This is a genomic window from Azonexus hydrophilus, from assembly GCF_038368255.1.
GTDB lineage: Bacteria > Pseudomonadota > Gammaproteobacteria > Burkholderiales > Rhodocyclaceae > Azonexus > Azonexus hydrophilus.
Window position 1 is genome coordinate 2,880,055 of the sequence record NZ_CP151406.1, and the last position, 23,814, is coordinate 2,903,868.

The window sequence follows — 23,814 nt, forward strand, 5'->3', positions numbered from 1 at the left end:
TCGACACGCCCCCCGGTGGTCAAGGTACCCCCTGAAAAACAACAGCATCCGTGCCTTTTTGCCGAAAGAACAATCCTGGCCTCGCCGCACCAGCTCGCCACCTTCCTCGAATCCTCGGAACGCCGCGCCTTCAAGCAGGCGCTCTATGCGGTACGCGAAGAAGAAGCCGCCCTCGACATCGTCCAGGATGCGATGATGAAGCTCGCCGAGAAATACGGCGACCGGCCGGCCGAGGAATTTCCGATGCTGTTCCAGCGCATCCTGCAGAACACCATCCGCGACCATTTCCGGCGCAGCAAGGTGCGTAACCTGTGGACCACCGCGCTGTCGGTTTTCAGCCAGGACGACGACGAACAGGATCCGCTCGACACACTGCAATCCGGCCAGGATCAGGGCAACGCCAAAACGCCGGAAAGCGAGCTGCTGCAAAGCAGGACACTGGCGGTGATCGAAAACGAAATAAAAAAACTTCCGCCACGTCAACGCGAAGCCTTTGTCATGCGTTACTGGGAGGAAATGGATGTCGCCGAGACGGCAAATGCAATGGGATGTTCCGAAGGAAGCGTCAAGACCCATTGCTCGCGTGCAACGCACACGCTGGCGGCAGCGCTGGCGGCAATGGGGATCAGTTTATGAATGAAGAAAGACAGGCATATCGCATCAGGCAGGTGCTGAATCATGGCTTGCGGGACGTCTCCCCGGCGGCTTCCCGTCGCCTGGAAGCCGCTCGCCACATGGCACTGAACCGGCAAAAACAGCCCGAACACCAGATGGTGGCGGAGCTGGCCGGCTATCCGGCCGGCAGCCCGACCATCGGGGGGAAACAGGAAGTTTCCGCCATCGGACGTTCGCTGCTGGCAATCCTCGCACTGCTGTTCGGCATGTGGCTGGCTTTCCATTGGCACAGCGAACGCTACGTCGCCGAGATCGAGGCCATCGACAGCGCACTGCTGACCGACGACCTGCCTCCGGACGTACTGCTCGACAGGGATTTCCTTGAATGGCTCAAAGACAACTCATCCGAGGACTGATCCTGGCGCTGGCCTGCCAGTTTCCAGCCCATGCTGCACCGCCGACGACAGCAATCATCGGCACCGCGCCGCAACCGGAATGGCAGGCACTGCCGGCCAGTCAGCGCAAGATACTGGCGCCGCTGGCTGATGAATGGAGTGCGATGGAACACGTCAGGCGCAAGCAGTGGCTGGCGTCGGCCGCCCGCTATCCATCAATGTCGGAAACCGAAAAACAGCGTTTCCAGGCCCGGATGAACGACTGGGCAAAAATGACGCCCGAGCAGCGAGCCAAGGTGCGCGAGAACTACCTGGAGATCAATCGACTGCCCACGGACGAGAAGGAAGTGATCAAGAAAAAGTGGTCGGCCTACAAGCAACTGCCCGAGGAAAAACGACAAGGAGTCCGCGAGAACCACAAATCGGCTATCCTTCTCGCCCCGCCACCTGAACCGGAAACCGGAACGGAGGAAGCGACAGCCGCCTCCGTCGAGTAAGCCGGCTGTACCGCATGATTCACGATCCATCCAGTCTGGGCCGCCGCCTCGGCGCCATGCTCTACGAAGGCCTCGTCGTCTTCGCCATCCTGCTCGCCACCTTCCTGTTCCCGCAGGTCATCCTGTCCGGCTTCGGCTTCAACCCGGGCGGAAAACTGCTCTGGCTGCATGTCTTCCTGGTGCTTGGCGCCTATTTCATCTGGTGCTGGCTGCATGGCGGCCAGACGCTGCCCATGAAAACCTGGAAACTGCGCGTGGTCGACCAGAGCGGCATGCCGCTCCGCCCCCTGCAGGCCATCCTTCGCTACATGGCCGCCTGGCCCAGCATTGTGCTGTTCGGCATCGGCATTTTCTGGGCTTTGTTCGACCGCGAGGGACTGTTCCTGCATGACCGGATCGCCGGCACGCGCATCGACCGGGAAGCGACCTCAGCGCCGCTCGACCCACCAGATCAGCGAAACCGCCGCCAGGAAAAATAGTGCCGCCGGCGCTGCCGCACTGGCCATCGGCGGCCAGGCGTTGATCACGCCGAGATTCGAGAACAGGCCATTGAGGGCGTAAAAGGCAATCCCCAGCATCACCCCCGCGAAGATCTTCAGGCTGACACCACCAACCCGGTCGTGTACGTAACCGAAAGGCAGCGCCAGGGTCACCATGACCAGCGAGGCCAAGGGGTAGAACAGCTTCTTCCAGATGGCGATTTCGTAGCGTTCGGTGTTCTGGCGGTTTGCCGACAGATGTCGCGTATAGCGAAACAGGTCGTACAGGGACATTCGCTCCGGGAGCACCATCAGCGACGACAACAAGCGCGGTGTGATCGACGACTGCCAGACATCTGTCTCCTGATGCTCGACCCGGGCGACGTCATCATTGATCGTCGTCTTGACCAGACCATCCAGCACCCACTTTCCGTCATCGGCGAATGTCGCCGTACGGGCATCGAGAACCGACTGCAAGGCTCCGCTGCTATCGAACCGGTAGATACGTACCCGCTCAAGGAAACTGTCACTGGCAGCCTGCCGGAAATTGATGAATTCCATCCCGTCCTTGATCCAGACCCCACTCAGGAATCCTTGCTGGGCAAATGGCTTGTTCATCGCCTGTGACTTCAATTCCTGCCCCATCCGTCCGCTGAACGGAACCACCAGCTCCCCCAGAACGAAGGTCAGGATGGCCAGGATCGCGGCAACGCGGTAGAACACCCCTAGCAACTGCGCCATCGACATGCCCGAAGCGCGCAGCACGACAATTTCGGAATGCCTGGCAAATGTTGCCAGGGCATACAAAGTCCCGATCAGACAGGCAACAGGAATGAACTCATAAGCCAGGCCGGGGATGGAGAAAAACACATACCCCAACGCAACCCCGATGCCATAACGCCCCTGGCCGACGCTGCGGGCTTCTTCGATGAAATCGAAAAAGGCAAACAGAACGACGAAGGCCAGCAACACCAGGAAAACGGCCTTCAACGCCTCGCGCATCAAATAACGACGATGGATCATCGCATTACCCCAGCAGCATTCACCCGCTTGAGCCTGAAACCTGACATCCGTCCGTAATACAAAGCCACCATCGGCAACAACATCAGGACATGCGGCAACAATACGGCAACCAGAAACGGCAGCTTTCCGCCAATGAACCAAGCCTGACAGGTCAGGATCAGGTTACTGTAGATCGCATAAACCAGAATCGCGATCAACAGATTGGCGGAACGCCCCGAGCGAGGATTGACGTAAGCCAGAGGCAGCGCCATTACAGCCAGCAGCAAGGCCGACACCGGCATAGCCAGGCGCCAGATCAACTCCCCCAGATTCTCGGCGGATGGCTGCTCAAGCAATTCTGCAAGAGACATCCTGCTTGGCGACATGCTCGTCTTGCGCACCTCACCTCCCGAGTTGCGCACCGCATAACGCTCAAAATCCATGATCTTGAAGGCCGCGCTACCCGGCTCCACTTCATAGCGCCGGCCATTTTCCAGAACCAGAAAGCGATCACCGTTTTCACGGGTTTCCTGCCGCCCCCCCACCGACATCACGACGCCGAGTTTCCCCTCCTGAATGGAGGCCATGAAAACATTGCCGATCTTGTCGACCTCGCCATCAAGCCGCTCGACAAAATAGACCAGCCGTCCATTGCGCACCTCGGTAAAGGCTCCTGGCGATATCGTCGTCAGCTCGGAGCGCGCTGACAACTCTGCAAGATAATCCCCCTGAACTCGGTTTGCCCATGGCGACAAAGAAAGCGAAAGCACTGCAATCACCACCACCAGCGGCAAGGCAAAACGCAAGACCGGACGGAGCCAGTCGGTCAAGGGCATGCCGCTGGCAAACCAGACAACCATTTCCGAATCCCGGTACATTCTGGTCAAAGGCAGCAGGACTGAAACGAAAAGCGTCAGGGTCAGCAGCATCGGCAAAAACTTGACCAGCGCAAAACCCAGCAATGCCACCACCCCTTCGGGTGCGACATGACCGCCGGCGGCATCCTTGAGGAGCCGGATCAACTGGATGGAGGTGACAATGGCCAGCAGGACAATGCTGATGCCAGCTGCTGCCTGAGCGAATTCACGCCTTGCGGTGCGCTCGAATATCATGCTTTGACGAAACCGAAAAAATACGTGGATAATCCACGGGATGCCGATATTTCCTTGGTACTAGGAGCAGCGCGTGGAATTTAGCATAAAAAGTGGTAGCCCGGAGAAACAGCGCAGCGCTTGCGTCGTCGTCGGCGTGTTCGAGAACCGGCGCCTGACGCTTTCCGCCGAACTGCTCGACAACGCATCCGGCGGTTTCATCGGTGAAATCGTCCGGCGCGGCGACATGAACGGCAAGTCTGGCTCCACCCTGCTGCTGCACAACGTTCCCGGCACGCTCAGCGACCGCATCCTGCTGGTCGGCCTGGGCAAAGAAAAGGACTTCCGGGAAAAGGACTACTGTTCCGCCATCCGCACGGCGGTCAAGGCCCTCGACGGAACCGGCGCCCAGGATGCCAGCGTGTTCCTCAGCGAAGTCGCCGTCCGCAAACGCGGCATTGCCTGGCGCATCCGCCAGGCAGTGGTCAGCGCGCTGACCGCCACCTACCGCTTCGAGCAATTCAAGAGCAAGGCCGACGAGCCCCGTCGACCGCTGCGCAAGCTGACCCTGATCGTCGAACGGCGCAACGAACTCGGCCTGGCTGAAAACGCCCTGCAGCAAGGCCTGGCCATCGGCGAAGCCTGCGCCTTGACGCGCGATCTCGGCAACCTGCCGCCGAATGTCTGCCACCCGACCTATCTCGCCGAACAAGCCCGGGCGCTGGCCGCAGAATTCGGACTGGACTGCGAGGTCCTCGAACGCAGCGACATGGAAGCCCTCGGCATGCATTCGCTGCTGGCGGTTGCCCATGGCGCCGAACAGCCACCCAAACTGATCGTCCTGCATTACAAGGGCGCAGCCAAGTCCGAAAAACCCGTGATCCTGGTCGGCAAGGGCGTCACTTTCGACACCGGTGGCATTTCGCTGAAGCCTGGTGCCGACATGGACGAGATGAAGTACGACATGTGCGGCGCCGCCAGCGTGCTCGGCGCGATCAAGGCGGTGGCGAAGATGGCCCTGCCGATCAACCTGACGGTAATCGTGCCGGCGACCGAGAACATGCCCGACGGCAAGGCCACCCGCCCGGGCGACATCGTCACCTCGATGTCCGGCCAGACCATCGAAATCCTCAACACCGACGCTGAAGGCCGCCTGATCCTCTGCGACGCGCTGACCTACGCCGAGCGCTTCAACCCCGAGATCGTCATCGACGTCGCCACCCTCACCGGCGCCTGCGTCGTCGCCCTCGGCAACGTTGCCACCGGCCTGTTCGCCAACAAGGACAGCCTGGCCCGCGACCTGCTCGAAGCCGGCGAGGAAACCGGCGACCGCGCCTGGCACCTGCCGCTGTGGGACGAATACCAGGATTTGCTGAAAAGTCCGTTTGCCGACATGGCCAACATCGGTGGCCGCTGGGGCGGTGCGATCAGCGCCGCCTGCTTCCTGTCGCGGTTCACCAAGAAATACGACTGGGCGCACCTCGACATCGCCGGCACGGCCTGGACCTCGGGCAAGGACAAGGGCGCCACCGGGCGGCCGGTTCCGCTGCTGACCCAGTACCTGATGCAACGCGCCGGACAAGTCGATTGACCCAGGTCTTCTTCTACCACGGGGCATCGGACAAGATCGCCGCCGCCTGCGCACTGATCGGCGGCGCCTGGGCCAAACGCAAGCCGATGCTGGTCTATGCGCCGGACCAAGCGGTCGCCGACAGTGTCGACCGCCTGCTATGGACGCGCGACCAGTTGAGTTTCGTCCCGCACTGCCGGGCCGACGCGCCGCATGCCGACGAAACGACTATCCTGATCGCCGTCAAGCTGGACAAGATCGCGCAAACCGAAAGACTGATGAATCTTTCGCGCGACATCCCGGCCGCCTACCAGCGCTTCCAGAGCCTGATCGAAGTCGTCGGCCAGGACGAGGATGAACGACTGGCCGCCCGGGAACGGGTTCGTCTTTACAAGGAACAGGGCTGTGAAGTCCGTTACTTTGACCTGAACGACCGCTAGGAGGACGCATGCCCAGCCCCATCCTTGCCCGCGCCGACGCCCTGATGCAACGCCGTCACCTGAACACCACCGACAGCGAGGATGTCCCGGTGCTCACCGACGCATTGCCCGCCGACGACATCCCGACACTCTTCGATGTCGAAAATCCGCCGCCAGCGAAGACCATGCCGTGTTCGCCAGCAATTCAAGCGGAGACCCGGACCGAGCCGGCAGACATCAGCGCAGCAGAAACCCAGGAAGCCATCATTCGCGAACTGAGCCAGCAGATCATCCAGCGGCTGAATCAAGCGCTCCCCACCATCATTGAAGCGACTATTCGCGATTATCTGGCCGAACAAGAGATGCGATGACCCGCATGCGGGTCATCGCAAACCAGCACCATGATCACTGGCAGCCCCTGCAGACGTTTTCCGGCGCGGAAGGAATTCTTCCTGTCGCTACCTGGCGTGATGATCGCAGTTGCGATCTATACATTCGTGCATGGTACGACCCGCCTCATTGCCTCGAACAACCTGGGCGAAGACGACCCGCTCGACAATCTGCTTGTGCAGACCCTGGCCAATGGCTACACCACTGAGCATGGCCCGCTCTACAACTGGCTGCTGTGGTTGTTGCAGCAAGTCATGGGCCACGGTCCGGCCAGTTTTCTCGTCCTCAAATATTCGCTGCTGACCGGCGTTGCTGCTTTCATTTTCCTGATTACCCGGCGCCTTACCGGTAGCCCCTGGTGGGCATTCATTGCGGTCGAATCACTGGCCGCGGTTTACCAGACCTTCTGGCGATTGCACGAAGGCTTCACCCATCGGGTCGGGACCATGTTCCTGATCATGGCCACCCTGTGGGCAGCCATCCAGCTTGCCGAACACGGACGCTGGCGCGACACGTTACTTTTTTCCTTGCTCATCGGCCTCGGCCTGCTCAGCGAACATTGGTTCATTGCTTTCTTCATCGCGCTATTGCTGGCCGGCAGCTTGCAGCCGCAGATCAGGGAGCGCCTGTTCTCGGCGCGACTCCTTGCCTGCCTGCCGCTGACCTTGCTGATCGCCGCCCCCTACCTGCTTTGGCTGAGTGGCGAGCCACAGCGCCTGAACGAACTGGTCGCCACCTATCGCCCTGATCTTGCATCTCACTCACCTGCCGGCATGCTCGCCGGGGCACGCGATGCGCTGCTTCTCCCGATTCTTGTTCTCGCACCATGGATATTCATTGTTCCGGCAACTTTTCCTGGCATCTGGCGCGGCCTGTGGCAGGCCCCCTCGCCTGCCGACGGCGGTGTAAACCTGTTGCGCTGGCTGCGCGACATGTTGTTGCTCCAGTTGTTTGGCCTCGTCTTGATCAAGGGACTACTGTTCGCCCATTCGAATTACGCCGTGCATGGCTTGCTGCCCATGTTCCTGCCGACCGTCATCTGGCTGACCGCAAAGATCAGCGAATCACAACCGTCCCCCGGGCGCATCAAGGCGTTCATGATCATTCTGCTGGCCTTTACTGCCACCGCCTACGGCATGCGGGCCGGCAACCTGTTCGTCCAGGAACCCTTCTGTTCTCGTTGCCGCTGGGGAATTCCCTACGCCGAACTGGCGAACGACATCCGCGCCCGGGGATTCAGCGACGGCCTGCTGATCACCAACAGCGTCCAGACTGGCGGCAATCTTCGGCCTTATTTCCCACAAGCACGCATTGAAATCGCCGGCCAGTCGACTGGCAGTATCCCGACCGGGCAAAGCCTCGCCATCGTCTGGACAACGAACAATGGCAAACTGGATGGCGAAAAGGAACTGCAACAACTACTGACCGAATACCGGATCACCAAGCAGCCCGACATCAAACACTTTCCATGGCAGCATCACTGGCGGGAACCGGGATACCGGGACGCGGCCTGGGGCATCGTGCTAGCCCCTCCCGCAGCTACGGAATTCGATACTCACTGATTCCCCGGCTGGGTATAATCGTCGGTTTTCCCCACTCGTCGCCAAGCCCATGGAACTCGCCAAAGCCTTTGAACCCGCCGACATCGAACGCCACTGGTATCCCGAGTGGGAGGCCAAAAATTACTTCGCGGCCGGCGTAGACAGCAAGCAGCAAGACAATTTCTGCATCCTGCTGCCGCCGCCCAATGTGACCGGCACGCTGCACATGGGTCACGGCTTCAACCAGACGATCATGGACGCGCTGACCCGCTACTACCGGATGCGCGGCCACAACACGCTGTGGCAGCCGGGCACCGACCACGCCGGCATCGCCACCCAGATTGTCGTCGAGCGCCAGCTCGATGCGCAGGGCATCAGCCGCCACGACCTCGGCCGCGAGAAGTTCCTGGAAAAGGTCTGGGAATGGAAGGAATACTCGGGCAACACCATCACCAAGCAGATGCGCCGCATGGGCACCAGCCCGGACTGGACGCGCGAGCGCTTCACCATGGATGCCGGCCTCAACAAGGTCGTCACCGAAACCTTCGTCCGCCTGTTCAACGAAGGCCTGATCTACCGCGGCAAGCGCCTGGTGAACTGGGACCCGAAGCTGCACACCGCCGTCTCCGATCTGGAAGTTGTGCAGGAAGAGGAAGACGGCTTCATGTGGCAGATCCGCTACCCGCTGGCCGACGGCTCGGATAGCCTGGTGGTCGCCACGACGCGTCCGGAAACCATGCTCGGCGACACCGCCGTGATGGTCCATCCGGAAGACGAGCGCTACAAGCACATGATCGGCAAGATGGTGAAACTGCCGCTGACCGGCCGCGAAATCCCGGTGATCGCTGACAGCTACGTCGATCTCGAATTCGGTACCGGCTGCGTCAAGGTCACGCCGGCCCACGACTTCAACGACTACGCCGTCGGCCAGCGCCACAACCTGCCGATGATCTCGATCCTGACGCTGGACGCGAAGATCAACGATCACGCGCCGGAAAAATATCGCGGCCTGGACCGCTTCGACGCCCGCAAGGCCGTCGTCGCCGACCTCGAAGAACAAGGCATCCTGGTCAAGGTCGACAAGCACAAGCTGAAGGTGCCGCGCGGCGACCGGACCAATGTCGTGATCGAGCCGATGCTGACCGACCAGTGGTTCGTCGCCATGAGCAAGCCTGGCGAGGACGGCAAGTCGATCACGGAAAAGGCGCTGGAAGTCGTCCATTCCGGCGAGATCAAGTTCTACCCGGAAAACTGGGTCAACACCTACAACCAGTGGCTGAACAACATCCAGGACTGGTGCATCTCCCGCCAGCTGTGGTGGGGCCACCAGATTCCGGCGTGGTACGGCGTCAATGGCGAGGTCTTCGTCGCCCACAGCGAGGAGGAAGCCCGCGCCCAGGCCGACAAGGCCGGTTACGCCGGCCAGTTGAGCCGCGACGAGGACGTCCTCGACACCTGGTTCTCGTCCGCCCTGTGGCCGTTCTCGACGCTGGACTGGACCGGCGACGAAGCCGTCGACGCGGCCAACCCGCTGCTCAAGCAATACCTGCCGTCATCGGTGCTGGTCACCGGCTTCGACATCATCTTCTTCTGGGTCGCGCGCATGGTCATGATGACCAAGCAGATCACCGGCCAGATCCCGTTCAAGCACGTCTATGTGCACGGCCTGATCCGCGACGGCGAAGGCCAGAAGATGTCGAAATCCAAGGGCAACGTGCTCGACCCGATCGACCTGATCGACGGCATCGGCATCGACGCGCTGGTCGAGAAACGCACCTTCGGCCTGATGAACCCGAAGCAGGCCGAAAGCATCGCCAAGAAGACGCGCAAGGAATTCCCGGAGGGCATCCCAGCCTTCGGTACCGATGCGCTGCGCTTCACCTTCGCCTCGCTCGCCTCGCCCGGCCGTGACATCAAGTTCGACCTGAATCGCTGCGACGGCTACCGCAATTTCTGCAACAAGCTGTGGAACGCCACGCGCTTCGTGCTGATGAACGTCGAAGGCCACGACCTGGCGCTCGACCACCAGCAGTTGCAGGGCGGTGCCTGCGCCGTGCCGGAAGGTGAATCGCGCCTGAAATTCAGCTTCGCCGACCGCTGGATCGTCAGCCAGCTGCAACGCGTCGAAGCCGAGGTCGAGCAGCACTTCATCGACTACCGCTTCGATCTGCTCGCCCAGGCCATCTACAAGTTCGTCTGGGACGAGTTCTGCGACTGGTATCTGGAAATCGCCAAAGTCGAAATCCAGACCGGCGACGAAGCCCAGCAGCGCGGCGCCCGCCGGACCCTGATCCGCACGCTGGAAGCCATCCTGCGCCTGGCCCACCCACTGATTCCCTTCGTCACCGAGGAACTGTGGCAGACCGTCGCCCCGATTGCCGGGCGCAAGACGCACGACTCGATCATGCTCGCCGCCTACCCGCGTGCCGACCTGTCGCGCCTCGACGCAGCCAGCGAAGCCAAGGTCGAGCGACTGAAAGCGCTGACCCACGCCTGCCGCAACCTGCGTGGCGAAATGAATCTTTCGCCGGCCCAGCGCATGCCGCTGCTGGTTGCCGGCGGCGGTGAAGAAATCGCCGAGTTCGCGCCCATCCTGCAATCGCTGGCCAAGCTGTCGGAAGTCCAGATCGTCGCCGACATTCCGCAGGACGCCATGGCGCCGGTCGCCGTCGTCGGCGAAACCCGGCTGATGCTCAAGGTCGAGATCGACGTTGCCGCCGAGAAGATCCGTCTGGGTAAAGAAATCGAGAAGCTGGAAAAGCAGATCGCGATTGCCCAGGGCAAGCTCGCCAACGAGGGCTTCGTCGCCCGCGCGCCGGCTGCCGTGATCGATCAGGAAAAGCAGCGGGTCGCCGATTTCAGCGCCACGCTGGAAAAACTCAAGCCGCAACTGGCCAAGCTCGGCTGAAAACCGGGCCGGCTGAAACGCGTTTTCAGCCGGCCTGCTGCCAGCGCGCCGGCATCAGGCCGCGCAGGGCATTGCCCAGCCAGAAACCTGCGGCCAGATCGGCCGGGTACAGCACCGCCTCGCGGGCGCGCCCGCTGGCCAGCAAGCTGGCCCGCAACACGCCGGGCAAGGCGCCGCTGCTCAAGGGCGGCGTCAGCAGCACACCGTCGCGCTCGACGAAGACGTTGCTGCGTGCGCCTTCGGCCACTTCGCCCCGTTGATTGAGAAAAATCGCGTCGAAACAGCCGGCCGGCAAATCCTCGAGCGCCCGGTCGTAAACCGCCCGCGCCGTCGTCTTGTGGCGGCGCAGCGGATCGTCGGCATCGATCGGCGTCGCCGCCAGGACCGCCTCCTGAACCTCAGACGGCGTCGTCGCCAATGGAAAGGAGTGCACGGTGATCGTACCCGCCTTGTCGAGCGTCAGCCGCACCCGCCAGGTACCGGCGGTCGGCTGCCCGGCGAGCTCCCGGCACAGCAACTGCTCGTCGAGCGGAAAACCCAGCCAGGCGGCAGAACGTTTCAGGCGCGCCAGGTGCCCGGCCCACATGGGATAGACGCCGCCGTCGCGGCGCAGGGTTTCGATCAATTGCAAGCCGGGATCGCAATCGCGCAGGAAAGCAGCCTTCAGCCGGCACTCGGCCCATTCGGCCGCCCCCTCGGAATCGGCAACGATGCCGCTGCCAACGCCCATCCGCCCGCATCCACCGGCAGCCAGTGCCAGCGTACGGATGGCGACGTTGAGCCGGAAGTCGCCATCCGGCGCCAGCCAGCCGAAAGCGCCGGTGTAGATGCCGCGCGGTGCCGCTTCCAGTTCGCCGATGATCTGCATGGCACGGATCTTGGGCGCGCCGGTGATCGAACCGCAGGGAAACAGCGCCGGCAGGATTTCGGCAAAACGCCGACCACCGACCGACGCGGAAATTTCCGAAACCATCTGGCGCACCGTCGGGTAATCCTCGATCTCGAACAGGCGGTCAACACGCACGCTGCCGTTGTCGGCGATACGGCCAAGGTCGTTGCGCAGCAGATCGACGATCATCAGGTTTTCGGCGCGATCCTTGAGCGAATCGCGCAGCACTTCCGGCGGCATATCCAGCGGCGCCGTTCCCTTCATCGGCCGGGTCAGCAAGCGCTCACCGCGCCGTTCGACGAACAGCTCCGGCGACAGCGAGACGATCCCCTGCCGATCATCGCCGACAAAACCACCGTAGCGGACCGGCTGGCGCTGACGCAGCCGGGCGTACAGGTCGAGCGGCGAGCCGAACCAGTCGAATTCGAGCGGAAAGGTGAAATTGACCTGATAGCAATCGCCGGCGGCAATCCACGCCTTGATCCGGTCAATCGCGTCGACATAGGCAGGCTCATCGAGCGTTTCATGCCAGCCGCCAATGCCGGCCGGCCGGCCCGGCGCGTGATCGGCCAGCCAGCCCGCAGCCTGCGCTGCGTCCAGTGCGATGCGTTCGCGGAAACGCCAGAAGCGCGCCAAGGGCCGACCGTCCGGTTGCCAGCCCGGCGGCGCCGAGCGCGGCTCGAGCAGGTAACCCAGTTCGTAGTCGAGCGCGACGACCGTCCACGCCGGTGTTTCGTCGATCTGCCGCAATGCATCGGCCAGCGTCTGCCGGTCGAAAGCCTCGATCAGCGAGACGAAACCGGCGAAACGAAAAGCGGCGGGTTCGCCCGCCGGCGCCCGCCTGTCTTCGAAAAACGCGGTGAATCCGGAGCTTATTTGCGCTTCAGGTAGTACTCGAAAACCCGATCCTCTTCCCGCTGGGCGACCAGCTCGTTGCCGGTCTGCTTGGCAAATGCGGGGAAGTCCTTCAGGGAACCGGGATCGGTCGCCTGCACACGCAGCACCTGACCGGAATCCATTTCGGCCAGGGTCTTCTTGGTGCGCAGGATGGGCAGCGGGCAATTCAGGCCCTTTACGTCGAGGTCGCGATCAAATTCCATGGTCGTTTTATCTGGGAACAATGTCGGGATTTTACCCTTAATTGCGGCTTTCCTTGAGTTCTTCAAGACGTCGCAGTTTGAGTTCCCGCAAACGTGCATCGATGGCCGACATTTCGTAGAAATTACCGTCGCCGGCCTTGGCGGCCAATTCCAGCTGTTCGATGGCCCCGGCCGTCTGTCCCTGCAAGGCAAAGACTTCGGCCAGCGCCCGATGCTGCATGGCGTTCTGGCCGAGACCGGCATGGGAGGCGGCACGCAGGCGATGCAGCCGGATGTCGTCGGCAGCCACCCGCAACTGCCCTTCGGCAAAACGCAGGGCGTCGTTGAAACGCCGCGCCTCGAGCAAGGCGGCGCCATAGCCGTAGAGCAGCGCCCGGTTCAGCGGATAACGCGCCATCGCATCGCGGTAGATACGCAAACCCTCGTCCGTCTTGCCCTGGGCAACCCGGACATCGGCGGCCAGCCGCTCGAGCATCGCCGACGACTGCTTGAGTGCCCGCGCCGCATCGATCTCGCGCTGTGCCGCCGGCCAGTCGCGGGCCCGGAAATGGGCAGTCGCCAGACCGTAGCGAGTAGCCACCTCGGAAGTGAACTTGCGTTCGGCCAGTTGCGCCGACAAATCCCGGATCACGTCGGCCGGACGCCCCTGCATGGCCCGCAAGCGGGCCCGCACCAGATGGAATTCCAGGCTGTCCGGCACCTGGCGGTAGGCCAGACCCTGCTCGCGGTTCTGCATGTCGGCCAGACGCTCGCCGGTCAGCGGGTGGGTACGCAGGTAAGCGATGGCGTTGTTTTCGTACAGCCGAACCGATTGCTGCAGGCGCTCGAAGAATGCCGCCATGCCCCGCTCGTCGAAGCCGGCCTTGCCGAGCATCTCGAAACCGAGGCGGTCCGACTCGCGCTCGAAATCGCGCGAATACGCCAATTGCGCCGAGATCGCACCGGCCTGCGAAGCCGCAATGGCGGCGCTGGCCGCCTGCGGATTGGAACTGGCAGCGAGCAGGCCCAGGCCCATCGCCACCATCGACGCGATGCTGATGCGCTTGGACTGGAACAACTGGCGGGCAATATGGCGCTGGGTGACGTGCGAAACCTCGTGCGCCAGCACGCCGGCCAGTTCGGACTCGCTCTGCGCCGACAGGATGAGCCCGGTATGCACACCGATGTAGCCGCCGGGCATGGCGAAGGCGTTGATGCTCGGATCGTTGATGGCGAAGAACTCGAAACCGAAGCCCGGATCGTGGCTGAAACCGGCCAGTCGTCCGCCCAGATGATTCAGGTAGGCCTCGACGTCGTGGTCCTCAAGATAGGCAGCCTCACGCTGCCGGATCTGTTGCATGATCTGCTGCCCGATACGCTTCTCGGTAGCAATCGACAGCGCCTCGCTCGACACTTCGCCGAGTTCGGGCAGATTCTGCGCGGCAACGGGCGAAACCGCCATGACGGCGGCCAGGACAAGCGCAATGAGGCGTCTGATTCGAGGCATGGTGCTATGATAGCGCAGTCATTCCGGCCTCCGCCGGGCACTTCGTAACCAAAAGTAAGCTACCGTGACCGACTCCCCCCTGACGCATTTCGACAGCGCCGGCCAGGCGCACATGGTCGATGTCGGCGCCAAGCAGGAAACTGCGCGCGTCGCCCGTGCCGCCGGCACCATCACCATGCAGCCGGCAACCCTGGCACTGATCCGTGAAGGCACCGCCAAGAAAGGCGACGTCCTCGGCATCGCCCGCCTTGCCGCCATTCAGGCGAGCAAGCGTACCGGCGACCTGATCCCGCTGTGCCACCCGATCGCCCTGACCCGCGTTGCCGCCGACTTTGTCATCGACGAAACGCAGCACGCCGTGCATTGCGAAGTCACGGCGGAATGTTTCGGCCGCACCGGTGTCGAAATGGAAGCCCTGACCGCGGCGTCGGTCGGGTTGCTGACTATCTACGACATGTGCAAAGCCGTCGATCGCGGCATGCGCATCGACAACATCCGCCTGCTCGAGAAAAAGGGCGGCAAATCCGGACATTGGCAAGCTGACTGAAAAACGACTCATGGAACTACGCAGAAAACTACTCAAGGGCGGCGTCTCGGCGACGCTGCTCGCCCCCTTGCTGGGCGCTGGCCTGCTGACGCCGGGACGCGTCCTGGCCAGCGAATGGAAACGCAGTGCCTTCACCGCACAGAACGCCGCCGACGCGCTGACCAGGCTGGGCGTCGCTGCCTCGGCCGAATCGCGGGAAATCGAATTCAAGGCACCGGAAATCGCCGAAAACGGCGGCAAGGTCGAGATCGAAGTCCTGTGCAAGCTGCCCAACACGCGCAGCCTGCTGATCATCGCCGAGAAGAATCCGATGCCCCTGTGCGCCGAACTCAACTTCAGCGGCAAAGCCCTGCCCTACGCCAGGGTGCAATTGAAACTCGCCGAGACCATGCGCATCCGGGCCGTTGCCCGCACGGCGGACGGTCGCAATCATGTGGCCTTCCGCGAAATCAAGGTCACCCTTGGCGGCTGTGGAGGCTGAAATGAGCGAACCGATCCGTATCCGCGCACAACTTCAGGGCGAAATTGCCGACATTCGCGTGCTCATGCACCATCCGATGGAAACCGGCCAGCGCCGCGACGAATCCGGCAAACCGGTGCCCGTGCATTTCATCCAGACCTTTTCCGTGAAACTGAACGGTCAGGCACTGATCGACGGGCAACTGAACACCTCGATTTCGCGCAACCCGCTGTTCGCCTTCAAGGCCGGCGGCATCAAGGCCGGCGACAAGTTGTCGGTCCAATGGACCGACAATACCGGCGCCCAGCGCCAGGACGAAATCACCGTCGGCTAAGGGACTGCCAGACGAAAAAAAGCCCGTCGAATCGACGGGCTTTTTGCTTTCCGTTTATCCGCGAGTATCAGGCGCGCTGGATATTGGATGCTTGCTTGCCTTTCGGCCCCTGAACCACTTCGAAGGAGACCTTCTCGCCTTCCTTCAGGGTCTTGAAGCCATTCATGTTGATGGCGGAGAAATGTGCGAAGAGGTCTTCGCTGCCATCGTCGGGCGTAATGAAACCGAAGCCCTTGGAATCATTGAACCACTTGACAGTACCGATTGCCATATCTGCTACTTTCCTACAAAAAAGCGTACGAATTTCCGGGTCTCCCCGACTCCCTGTTTGAGCTCAACGACCCGGAACACGTAGTACCCGCGATACAGCCTGAATCCAAACACAGCCATTTTTTACGCCAGTTGAATTTTTCCGTCAACAATTTTCAATGCCGCAGCGCAGCATGGTTTCAGGCAAGGGAATTGCTTGTTCGTTAGTGTTGCAGATTGGGACGGACTGTATAGAATCGAACGCATGGCTACCAAGATTCAGGAAGGCGGACAACTTGAGGCATTGCGCAGCAAGCTGCGGCCGCCACGCATGTACAAGGTGATGTTGCTGAACGACGATTTCACACCCATGGATTTCGTCATCAACGTTTTGCAACGTTTTTTTTCGTTGGATACTGAACAAGCGACACGAATCATGCTCAAAGTTCACAACGAGGGTCGCGGTACCTGCGGGATTTTCCCCCGGGACATCGCGGCGACCAAAGTCGAACAAGTCACGGCGTACGCCCGCCAGCACCAGCACCCGCTAGCGTGCATCATGGAGGAAAACTGATGATTGCCCAGGAACTCGAAGTCAGCCTGCACATGGCCTTCGTTGAGGCGCGCCAGAAGCGCCACGAATTCATCACCGTCGAGCACCTCCTGCTAGCCCTGATCGACAATCCGTCGGCCGCCGACGCCCTGCGTGCTTGTGGTGCGAAACCCGACACGCTGCGCAAGGATCTGAGCAATTTCATCGACGAGCACACGCCGACCGTCTCCGGCGAGGACGACATCGATACCCAGCCGACCCTGGGTTTCCAGCGCGTCATCCAGCGCGCCATCCTGCATGTCCAATCTTCGGGCAAGAAGGAAGTGAACGGCGCCAACGTGCTGGTCGCCATCTACGGCGAAAAGGATTCGCACGCCGTGTATTTCCTGCAGAAGCAGGGCGTCACCCGGCTCGACGTGGTCAATTACATCTCGCACGGCATCAGCAAGGTGCCGCAACAGAAGGCCACGCCGGAAGGCGAGGTCGAGACCGAGGGCGAAAAGGCCGAAGCCGGCCCGCTCGAGCAATACACGATCAACCTCAACGCACTCGCGCTGCAGGGCAAGATCGACCCGTTGATCGGCCGCGACAAGGAACTCGAACGCGTCATCCAGACGCTGTGCCGGCGGCGCAAGAACAATCCGCTGCTGGTCGGCGAAGCCGGCGTCGGCAAGACGGCGATCGCCGAAGGCCTGGCGCGCAAGGTGGTCGAGGGCGACGTGCCGGAAATCCTGGCCAAGGCCAACGTTTATTCGCTGGACATGGGTTCGCTGCTGGCCGGCACCAAGTATCGCGGCGACTTCGAGCAGCGTCTGAAGGGCGTCCTGAAAGCGCTGCAGGACAACCCGCACGCGATCCTGTTCATCGACGAGATCCACACCCTGATCGGCGCCGGCTCGGCCTCGGGCGGCACGCTCGATGCCTCCAACCTGCTCAAGCCGGCGCTGTCGTCAGGCCAACTGAAGTGCATCGGCGCCACCACCTACACCGAGTTCCGTGGCATTTTCGAGAAGGACAGCGCGCTGTCGCGGCGCTTCCAGAAGATCGACGTCAATGAGCCGTCGGTCGCCGAGACCATCGAAATCCTCAAGGGCCTGAAGGCACGCTTCGAGGCGCACCACGGGATCAAGTACTCGACCACGGCGATCGCGTCGGCAGTCGAGCTGGCCTCACGCTACATCACCGACCGTCACCTGCCGGACAAGGCCATCGACGTCATCGACGAGGCCGGCGCAGCCCAGCGCATCCTGCCGAAGTCCAAGCAGAAGAAGACGATCAACAAGACCGACATCGAGGAAATCGTCGCCAAGATTGCCCGCATTCCGTCGCAGCACGTGTCGATGGACGACCGCAGCGTACTCAAGAACCTCGACCGCGACCTGAAGGCGACCGTCTTCGGGCAGGACAAGTCGATCGATGCGCTGACCAAGGCGATCAAGATGGCCCGGTCCGGCCTCGGCAACCCGGGCAAGCCGATCGGCTCCTTCCTGTTCTCCGGCCCGACCGGCGTCGGCAAGACCGAAGTCGCCAAGCAACTGGCCTACTTCCTCGGCATCGAACTGCAACGTTTCGACATGTCCGAGTACATGGAACGTCACGCCGTCTCCCGCCTGATCGGCGCGCCGCCGGGCTACGTCGGCTTCGACCAGGGTGGCCTGCTGACCGAAGCGATCACCAAGAAGCCCTACTGCGTGCTGCTCCTCGACGAAATCGAGAAAGCGCATCCGGACATCTTCAACATCCTGCTCCAGGTCATGGACCACGGCACACTGACCGACAACAACGGACGCAAGGCCGACTTCCGCAACGTGGTCATCATCATGACCACCAATGCCGGCGCCGCCGACCTGCAGAAGTCGTCGATGGGCTTCACGTCGAGCAAGGAAACCGGCGACGAAATGGCCGAAATCAAGCGCCTGTTCACGCCCGAGTTCCGCAACCGGCTGGACGCCACGATTTCCTTCCGGCCGCTCGACCACGACATCATCCTGCGCGTCGTCGACAAGTTCCTGATGCAGCTGGAAGAACAGCTGCACGAGAAGAAGGTCGAGGCCCACTTCACCGATGCGGTCAAGGAAATGCTCGCCGAAAAGGGCTTCGACCCGCTCATGGGCGCGCGGCCGATGGCCCGTCTGATCCAGGACACGATCCGCTCGGCACTGGCCGACGAATTGCTGTTCGGCAAGCTGGCCAGCGGCGGCAAGGTCACGGTCGACCTCGACGCGGACGGCAAGATCAAACTCGATTTCGAGGAAGAAAACCTCGAAGCCACCGTCTGACAATTGCCTTTCCCCCCAAAAGCCGTGCAAGATTGCACGGCTTTTTCATTTCCGGAGACCCGAATGAGCTTCAAGACCCCCGACCTGTGCGACCAGTACGAGACCGAACTCGGCAAGACGGTGCGCGTTGTCGCCCCGATGTTCCAGCGCTACGGCGGCCGCACGGCTTTTTCCGGCGAGATCGTCACGCTGAAGATTTTCGAGGACAACACCCTGGTCCGCGAAATCTTCAATGAGCCCGGTCAGGGCAAGGTGCTGGTCATCGATGGCGGCGGCTCGCTGCGCTGCGCCCTGGTCGGCGACCAGTTGGCCATCCTGGCCCACAAGAACGGCTGGGAAGGCGTGGTCGTCTATGGCTGCATCCGCGACTCCGGTGACATCAACGGTATCGACATCGGCGTGCGCGCCCTCAACACGCACCCGCAGAAAACCGTCAAGAAAGGCATCGGCGACCGCAATCTGCCGCTGACTTTCGGCGGCGTCACCTTCCATCCTGGCGAATGGCTCTACGCCGACGAGGATGGCGTGCTCGTGTCGGCCAAACCACTGCTCTGAATCGCCATCTCGTCGCGGCATTCTGGCTGCTGACCCAGGCCGCTCCACCGGCCTGGGCCGAACTTCAGGAAAGCATCCGCACCCGCCATTACACCGCTGACCACCGCCCCGGGACGACGCTGCTGTCCAGTCTGAACCGGCACTCACCGATCCGGCAGGATGGCCAGGTGTTTCATGCCTACACGGCGTGGAACATTCAGTGGAATTTCCGTTGGTGGGAAGAACGCGACGGTCGTTGTCGGGTTACCAGCAACCGCACCAGCCTGCAGGCCGAACTCACGCTACCGCAACTCAACACGGGCGATCCAGCGGTTCGCCGTCGTTTCGACCTCTACCTGCTGGCGCTCCGCGCGCACGAAATGGAACACGTGAAGATTGCCCGGGACTACGGACGACGCATCGATGAAGGCATCCTGCGCCTGCCGCAAATGCCCTCCTGCGCCGAGCTCACCCGCGCCGCCAACGGTCTGGGCGAAAGAATGATGCGGGAGGCCGCCGCGGCCGAACGCGAGATGGACCGGCAGACCAACTATGGCGCCCGCCAGGGCGCCACCCTGCTGGGCGACTGAGACGGGGCTCAGCCCTCCAGCAGCACGGCGCTTTCGCAGCCGACCCGCACTGTTCCCCAGTGACGGCCACCGACCATGATCGGCATGTTGATTTCGGACAGGATTTCCCCGGTATCGCGGGCGTAGGTCTGGACCAGCAGCGGCTGGGTATTTTTCGCCCCACGCTGCCCGGTCACGTCGTCCCAGATGCGCCGGGTACGGTTTCCGACCAGATCGTTCTGGTAGTTGCCGGTCAGGGGCCGGGAGAATTTCTGGTTGTGGATGGCACCATAACCCCGGTTATCGATGATCAGCGCATAGACGCCGCCGCGCAGGCTGGATAGCGCCTGCTCGAACAAGGGCTGGATCTGCTGTTCGAAGCTGCTGCAATAGCTGACCTCGTACTTCTGCGGATTGGTGTTGGGCATCGGGCGATAGTTCTGATCCCAGATATCGACCCCGCGCGATGCCAGTTCGGCCAGTTTGTCCTGGATGGCATCACGGAACTGGCGTGCCTTGTCGACGTTGAAGTCGAATGCACCGCGCCCGATCTTGAAGCGCGAGACCAGCTCCTGGACGCTCTCGGTCGCCTGGCTGAGCGCCTGCGTTGTCTGCTCGGAAGACTTCATGCTGCCGGCAACTTCGATCGACAAATCGTGCACCTGATGCACCGACTCATGCACCTGGGAATTGGTCGCCGTCAGTTGCTCCATGGCAGCGGCAATTTGGTTCAACTGGTCGCCGGTACGTTCAAAATTGCCGACCATCTGCTGGAACTCGCCGGACGAACGTTCAACCACTTCCCGCGTCAAGCGGATGTCGCCGTTGATGACTTCGTTCTCACGCTGGGTTTCGCGGACCAGGTCGATCATGCCGCCGATGTTCACGGTGATTTCCTGGGTCGCCACGTTGACCCGCTCGGCCAGCTTGCGCACCTCGTCGGCAACCACGGCGAAACCGCGTCCCATCTCGCCGGCCCGCGCCGCCTCGATCGCCGCGTTGAGCGCCAGCAGGTTGGTCTGGTCGGCAATATCCTTGATCAGCCCGGCAATCTGGCGAATGCTGTCGGAACGCTCGGCCAGATGGCCAACGGTTTCGTTGAACTGATGCAGCTTGTTGCTGACGCCCTGGACCTTGCCGACGATGTCCTGCATCTCGTCGAGCGAGTTTCGCGCTGTGGCAAGGTTGGTGTCGGTTGAATGCGAAATCAGTTCGGCCGAACTGGAGACCTCCTGGATCGCCTGCACGGCCTCGGAACTGGCGCCGAACACCGAGTTGGCAATCTGCCCCTGCTGGTCGGCTCGTGTCGCCGTCGAAGAAACGGTGCGTTTGACTACCACCGCTTCACGCGCGATGTTCACACTCATCTTGCGGACTTCGCTGATGATCTCGCGCATCTTGTCGGCGAAGCGGTTGTAGGCCTCGGCCAGGGTGCGCAACTCGTCGTGGGTGATGGTCGGCAGATTGCGCGAGAAATCGCCTTCCCCGCGCCCGATCTCGTCAAAAATGGTAGCGATCATGCGCACCGGGCGCAGGATCAGGTAACGAATGTAGAGAATCTGCAGGAGATTCCAGCACAGGGCAATGACAGTCAGCCCTATCATCAGCATCAACCCCTGATCCAGACTCTCGGAAAGGCGCTGCAGGACTTCCACCGGCGCCCCGGATTTCGCCATTTCCTCAGCCACCACGCCCTTCTGATGGACATAAATGCCGAGATAGAAAAGGTCGATGAAGAAGAGCAGCAGGAAGCTCATCAACTTCTTGGTCAACGAGTTCCAGAAAGTGCGCTCGATCCAGTCGTAAAGACCTCTGAAGAATTCCATGGAATCACCAAATATATCTAAATTCATTGAATTCAACCTCGCCAGCCCGGTGCGGTCAAGGGAAAAAACGGGGTAGGCGTGGTGCAAAAAATGCTGCACCGCGTTTCACTGGCGCGAACATCTTTTCACATTGCAAAATTTACCATCTAGCACATTGTTTTAAAATGATAATTTTTTGTCTTATGTCTTATATAAGACCATTGCTGCCGTGCACGATTTTATCTATACTGTCGGACATCGCAGAGCGTAAAAATGTTTCTGCGCAATACCGATTTCCCAACCCAACTTCTGAGGAATACACATGAGCACTCGCGAACAGCAAATCGCCGCCCTGGAAAAAGACTGGGCCGAAAACCCCCGTTGGAAGCTCGTCAAGCGCGGCTACTCCGCTGCTGACGTGGTTCGCCTGCGTGGCTCCCTGCAGCCGGAATACACCCTGGCCCAGCGCGGCGCCAAGGTCCTCTGGGAAAAGGTCAACGGTGGTGCCAAGAAGGGTTATGTGAACGCCTTCGGCGCCATCACCGCTGGTCAAGCCATGCAACAGGCCAAGGCTGGCCTGGAAGCCGTGTATCTCTCCGGCTGGCAGGTTGCTGCCGACGGCAACACCTCGGAAACCATGTACCCGGACCAGTCGCTGTACGCCTACGACTCCGTCCCGACGATGGTTCGCCGCATCAACAACACCTTCAAGCGCGCTGACGAAATCCAGTGGTCGCGTGGCATCAATCCGGGCGACGAAGGCTTCATCGACTACTTCCTGCCGATCGTTGCCGACGCGGAAGCCGGTTTCGGCGGCGTGCTGAACGCCTTCGAACTGATGAAGAACATGATCGCCGCCGGCGCCGCCGGTGTGCACTTCGAAGACCAGCTGGCTGCCGCCAAGAAGTGCGGCCACATGGGTGGCAAGGTGCTCGTCCCGACCCGCGAAGCCGTCGAGAAGCTGATCTCCGCTCGTTTCGCTGCTGACGTCATGGGCGTTCCGACGTTGATCCTGGCCCGTACCGATGCCGAAGCCGCCAACCTGATCACCTCCGACTACGACGAGAACGACAAGCCGTTCCTCACCGGCGAGCGCACCCAGGAAGGTTTCTACCGCGTCAAGAACGGTCTGGAGCAGTCGATCTCTCGCGGCGTTGCCTACGCCCCGTACGCCGACCTCGTCTGGTGCGAAACCGGCGTGCCCGATATCGGCTTCGCCCGCGAATTCGCCCAAGCCGTTCAGGCCGCCTGCCCGGGCAAGCTGCTGTCGTACAACTGCTCGCCGTCATTCAACTGGAAGAAGAACCTCAACGACTCGCAGATCGCTTCCTTCCAGGAAGAACTGTCGGCGCTGGGCTACAAGTACCAGTTCATCACCCTGGCCGGTATCCACGTCAATTGGTACAACACCTTCAAGTTCGCCCACGCTTACGCTCGCGGCGAAGGCATGAAGCACTACGTGAACATGGTTCAGGAACCGGAATTCGCTGCCCGCGAAGACGGCTACACCTTCGTTTCGCACCAGCAGGAAGTCGGTACCGGTTACTTCGACGAAGTCACCACCGTCATCCAGGGTGGTTCCTCCTCCGTCAAGGCCCTCACCGGCTCGACCGAAGAAGAACAATTCCACTAAGCGACCGCTTACGATTGCCGCGACATCCTGCGGCATCCAGAAGGCCGATCCTCAAAAGGGATCGGCCTTTTTCATCGTCGGCGCCAGACAGGCGTAGAATCGAACTGAACATACAACCACAAAGGAGCATGCGATGTTTCCCGAATACCGAGACCTGATCACCCGGCTGAAAACCACGGATCGCCACTTCCAGAATCTGTTCGACAAGCACAATGAACTTGACCAGAAAATCAAGAACATGGAAAACCACGTCGAACCGGGTACCCCACTGGAAATTGAAGTGCTGAAGAAGGAAAAGCTGGCACTCAAGGACGAGCTTTACGAAGTCCTGCGCAAGGCGGAAGCCTGACAGGAAACGCTTCAAGCGTCCAAAATGCAATAAAGACCGCCTCATGCGAGCGCGGTCTTTTTCATTGTGGAAAACATCTGGCAAAGAAACTATCCAAAAGGTCATAATGTTGACAACCTT

Annotated in this window: 25 protein-coding genes; 18 read left to right on the forward strand and 7 right to left on the reverse strand. The window is 61.3% G+C overall.

Going from position 1 to position 23,814, the window contains the following annotated elements:
* Positions 1 to 15 precede the first annotated feature (15 nt).
* The 4 genes from AADV58_RS13885 to AADV58_RS13900 are packed head-to-tail and all read left to right on the forward strand — an operon-like array spanning position 16 to position 1,986.
* On the forward strand, positions 16 to 636 hold the full coding sequence (locus AADV58_RS13885) for an RNA polymerase sigma factor (RefSeq protein ID WP_245580514.1): 621 nt from the start codon (positions 16 to 18) through the stop codon (positions 634 to 636).
* A complete protein-coding gene (locus AADV58_RS13890) occupies positions 633 to 1,031 on the forward strand; it encodes a DUF3619 family protein (protein WP_341743459.1) in 399 nt (132 codons plus the stop codon). Before AADV58_RS13885 ends, AADV58_RS13890 begins: the two co-directional genes overlap by 4 nt.
* Positions 1,001 to 1,507 carry a DUF3106 domain-containing protein gene (locus AADV58_RS13895; RefSeq protein ID WP_081700132.1) on the forward strand — a complete coding sequence of 169 codons (507 nt, stop codon included), beginning with the start codon at positions 1,001 to 1,003 and terminating at the stop codon, positions 1,505 to 1,507. The genes AADV58_RS13890 and AADV58_RS13895 overlap by 31 nt, the downstream gene beginning before the upstream one ends.
* Positions 1,508 to 1,521: 14 nt before the next feature.
* The gene (locus tag AADV58_RS13900) at positions 1,522 to 1,986 is read left to right on the forward strand and encodes an RDD family protein (RefSeq protein ID WP_081700131.1); all 465 of its coding nucleotides are present in this window, start codon (positions 1,522 to 1,524) and stop codon (positions 1,984 to 1,986) included.
* On the opposite strand, the gene lptG is transcribed toward AADV58_RS13900, so the two are convergent.
* Positions 1,936 to 3,009: an LPS export ABC transporter permease LptG gene (lptG, locus tag AADV58_RS13905; RefSeq protein ID WP_028994660.1), complete on the reverse strand. Its 1,074-nt coding sequence runs from the start codon at positions 3,007 to 3,009 to the stop codon at positions 1,936 to 1,938. The two genes, AADV58_RS13900 and lptG, sit on opposite strands and share 51 nt — an antisense overlap.
* Entirely contained in the window at positions 3,006 to 4,100 is a 1,095-nt protein-coding gene (gene lptF / locus AADV58_RS13910) for an LPS export ABC transporter permease LptF (RefSeq protein ID WP_028994659.1), read from the reverse strand. The genes lptG and lptF overlap by 4 nt, the downstream gene beginning before the upstream one ends.
* A gap of 73 nt (positions 4,101 to 4,173) precedes the next feature.
* Here lptF and AADV58_RS13915 point away from each other — a divergent pair, with 73 nt between their 5' ends.
* From AADV58_RS13915 to AADV58_RS13935, 5 genes are read left to right on the forward strand one after another with little or no spacing between them, the layout of a single operon-like run.
* Positions 4,174 to 5,670, forward strand: coding sequence for a leucyl aminopeptidase (locus AADV58_RS13915; protein WP_028994658.1), 1,497 nt, complete (start codon positions 4,174 to 4,176; stop codon positions 5,668 to 5,670).
* Positions 5,667 to 6,089 (forward strand): DNA polymerase III subunit chi, encoded by a 423-nt coding sequence (locus AADV58_RS13920; RefSeq protein WP_028994657.1) that lies wholly within the window; start codon positions 5,667 to 5,669, stop codon positions 6,087 to 6,089. The genes AADV58_RS13915 and AADV58_RS13920 overlap by 4 nt, the downstream gene beginning before the upstream one ends.
* A gap of 8 nt (positions 6,090 to 6,097) precedes the next feature.
* The gene (locus tag AADV58_RS13925) at positions 6,098 to 6,439 is read left to right on the forward strand and encodes a hypothetical protein (protein ID WP_028994656.1); all 342 of its coding nucleotides are present in this window, start codon (positions 6,098 to 6,100) and stop codon (positions 6,437 to 6,439) included.
* Between the two features lie 30 nt (positions 6,440 to 6,469).
* Positions 6,470 to 8,020: a glycosyltransferase family 39 protein gene (locus AADV58_RS13930; RefSeq protein ID WP_081700130.1), complete on the forward strand. Its 1,551-nt coding sequence runs from the start codon at positions 6,470 to 6,472 to the stop codon at positions 8,018 to 8,020.
* Between the two features lie 49 nt (positions 8,021 to 8,069).
* Complete coding sequence (locus AADV58_RS13935; protein WP_028994654.1) at positions 8,070 to 10,907, forward strand: valine--tRNA ligase; 2,838 nt, start codon at positions 8,070 to 8,072, stop codon at positions 10,905 to 10,907.
* Positions 10,908 to 10,932: 25 nt separating this feature from the next.
* Here AADV58_RS13935 and pabB read toward each other — a convergent pair whose 3' ends face one another.
* The 3 genes from pabB to AADV58_RS13950 form a co-directional block, all read right to left on the reverse strand.
* Positions 10,933 to 12,546, reverse strand: a complete 1,614-nt coding sequence (pabB, locus tag AADV58_RS13940) for an aminodeoxychorismate synthase component I (protein WP_051295316.1) — start codon at positions 12,544 to 12,546, stop codon at positions 10,933 to 10,935.
* Positions 12,547 to 12,668: 122 nt separating this feature from the next.
* Positions 12,669 to 12,896 (reverse strand): sulfurtransferase TusA family protein, encoded by a 228-nt coding sequence (locus tag AADV58_RS13945; RefSeq protein WP_028994652.1) that lies wholly within the window; start codon positions 12,894 to 12,896, stop codon positions 12,669 to 12,671.
* Positions 12,897 to 12,933: 37 nt separating this feature from the next.
* Positions 12,934 to 14,382 carry a M48 family metalloprotease gene (locus tag AADV58_RS13950; protein WP_028994651.1) on the reverse strand — a complete coding sequence of 483 codons (1,449 nt, stop codon included), beginning with the start codon at positions 14,380 to 14,382 and terminating at the stop codon, positions 12,934 to 12,936.
* 64 nt (positions 14,383 to 14,446) lie between these two features.
* On the opposite strand from AADV58_RS13950, the gene moaC reads away from it, so the two are divergent.
* The 3 genes from moaC to soxZ are packed head-to-tail and all read left to right on the forward strand — an operon-like array spanning position 14,447 to position 15,723.
* Positions 14,447 to 14,929, forward strand: coding sequence for a cyclic pyranopterin monophosphate synthase MoaC (gene moaC / locus AADV58_RS13955; RefSeq protein WP_424243815.1), 483 nt, complete (start codon positions 14,447 to 14,449; stop codon positions 14,927 to 14,929).
* Positions 14,930 to 14,939: 10 nt separating this feature from the next.
* Positions 14,940 to 15,410 (forward strand): thiosulfate oxidation carrier protein SoxY, encoded by a 471-nt coding sequence (gene soxY, locus AADV58_RS13960; RefSeq protein ID WP_341743460.1) that lies wholly within the window; start codon positions 14,940 to 14,942, stop codon positions 15,408 to 15,410.
* A gap of 1 nt (position 15,411) precedes the next feature.
* Positions 15,412 to 15,723, forward strand: a complete 312-nt coding sequence (gene soxZ, locus AADV58_RS13965) for a thiosulfate oxidation carrier complex protein SoxZ (protein ID WP_028994648.1) — start codon at positions 15,412 to 15,414, stop codon at positions 15,721 to 15,723.
* A gap of 67 nt (positions 15,724 to 15,790) precedes the next feature.
* Here the strand turns inward: soxZ and AADV58_RS13970 are convergent, their stop codons facing one another.
* The gene (locus AADV58_RS13970) at positions 15,791 to 15,994 is read right to left on the reverse strand and encodes a cold-shock protein (protein ID WP_028994647.1); all 204 of its coding nucleotides are present in this window, start codon (positions 15,992 to 15,994) and stop codon (positions 15,791 to 15,793) included.
* Positions 15,995 to 16,237: 243 nt separating this feature from the next.
* Here AADV58_RS13970 and clpS point away from each other — a divergent pair, with 243 nt between their 5' ends.
* From clpS to AADV58_RS13990, 4 genes are all read left to right on the forward strand, one after another.
* Positions 16,238 to 16,546, forward strand: coding sequence for an ATP-dependent Clp protease adapter ClpS (gene clpS / locus AADV58_RS13975; protein WP_028994646.1), 309 nt, complete (start codon positions 16,238 to 16,240; stop codon positions 16,544 to 16,546).
* On the forward strand, positions 16,546 to 18,804 hold the full coding sequence (clpA, locus tag AADV58_RS13980; protein WP_028994645.1) for an ATP-dependent Clp protease ATP-binding subunit ClpA: 2,259 nt from the start codon (positions 16,546 to 16,548) through the stop codon (positions 18,802 to 18,804). Before clpS ends, clpA begins: the two co-directional genes overlap by 1 nt.
* A gap of 63 nt (positions 18,805 to 18,867) precedes the next feature.
* Positions 18,868 to 19,359: a ribonuclease E activity regulator RraA gene (rraA, locus tag AADV58_RS13985; RefSeq protein WP_028994644.1), complete on the forward strand. Its 492-nt coding sequence runs from the start codon at positions 18,868 to 18,870 to the stop codon at positions 19,357 to 19,359.
* Complete coding sequence (locus AADV58_RS13990) at positions 19,305 to 19,928, forward strand: DUF922 domain-containing protein (RefSeq protein WP_028994643.1); 624 nt, start codon at positions 19,305 to 19,307, stop codon at positions 19,926 to 19,928. The genes rraA and AADV58_RS13990 overlap by 55 nt, the downstream gene beginning before the upstream one ends.
* 8 nt (positions 19,929 to 19,936) lie before the next feature.
* Here the strand turns inward: AADV58_RS13990 and AADV58_RS13995 are convergent, their stop codons facing one another.
* Entirely contained in the window at positions 19,937 to 21,733 is a 1,797-nt protein-coding gene (locus AADV58_RS13995; protein WP_341743461.1) for a methyl-accepting chemotaxis protein, read from the reverse strand.
* Positions 21,734 to 22,034: 301 nt separating this feature from the next.
* On the opposite strand from AADV58_RS13995, the gene aceA reads away from it, so the two are divergent.
* A complete protein-coding gene (gene aceA / locus AADV58_RS14000; protein ID WP_341743462.1) occupies positions 22,035 to 23,345 on the forward strand; it encodes an isocitrate lyase in 1,311 nt (436 codons plus the stop codon).
* Between the two features lie 133 nt (positions 23,346 to 23,478).
* Positions 23,479 to 23,694, forward strand: a complete 216-nt coding sequence (locus AADV58_RS14005) for a YdcH family protein (protein ID WP_028994640.1) — start codon at positions 23,479 to 23,481, stop codon at positions 23,692 to 23,694.
* Positions 23,695 to 23,814: the final 120 nt, after the last annotated feature.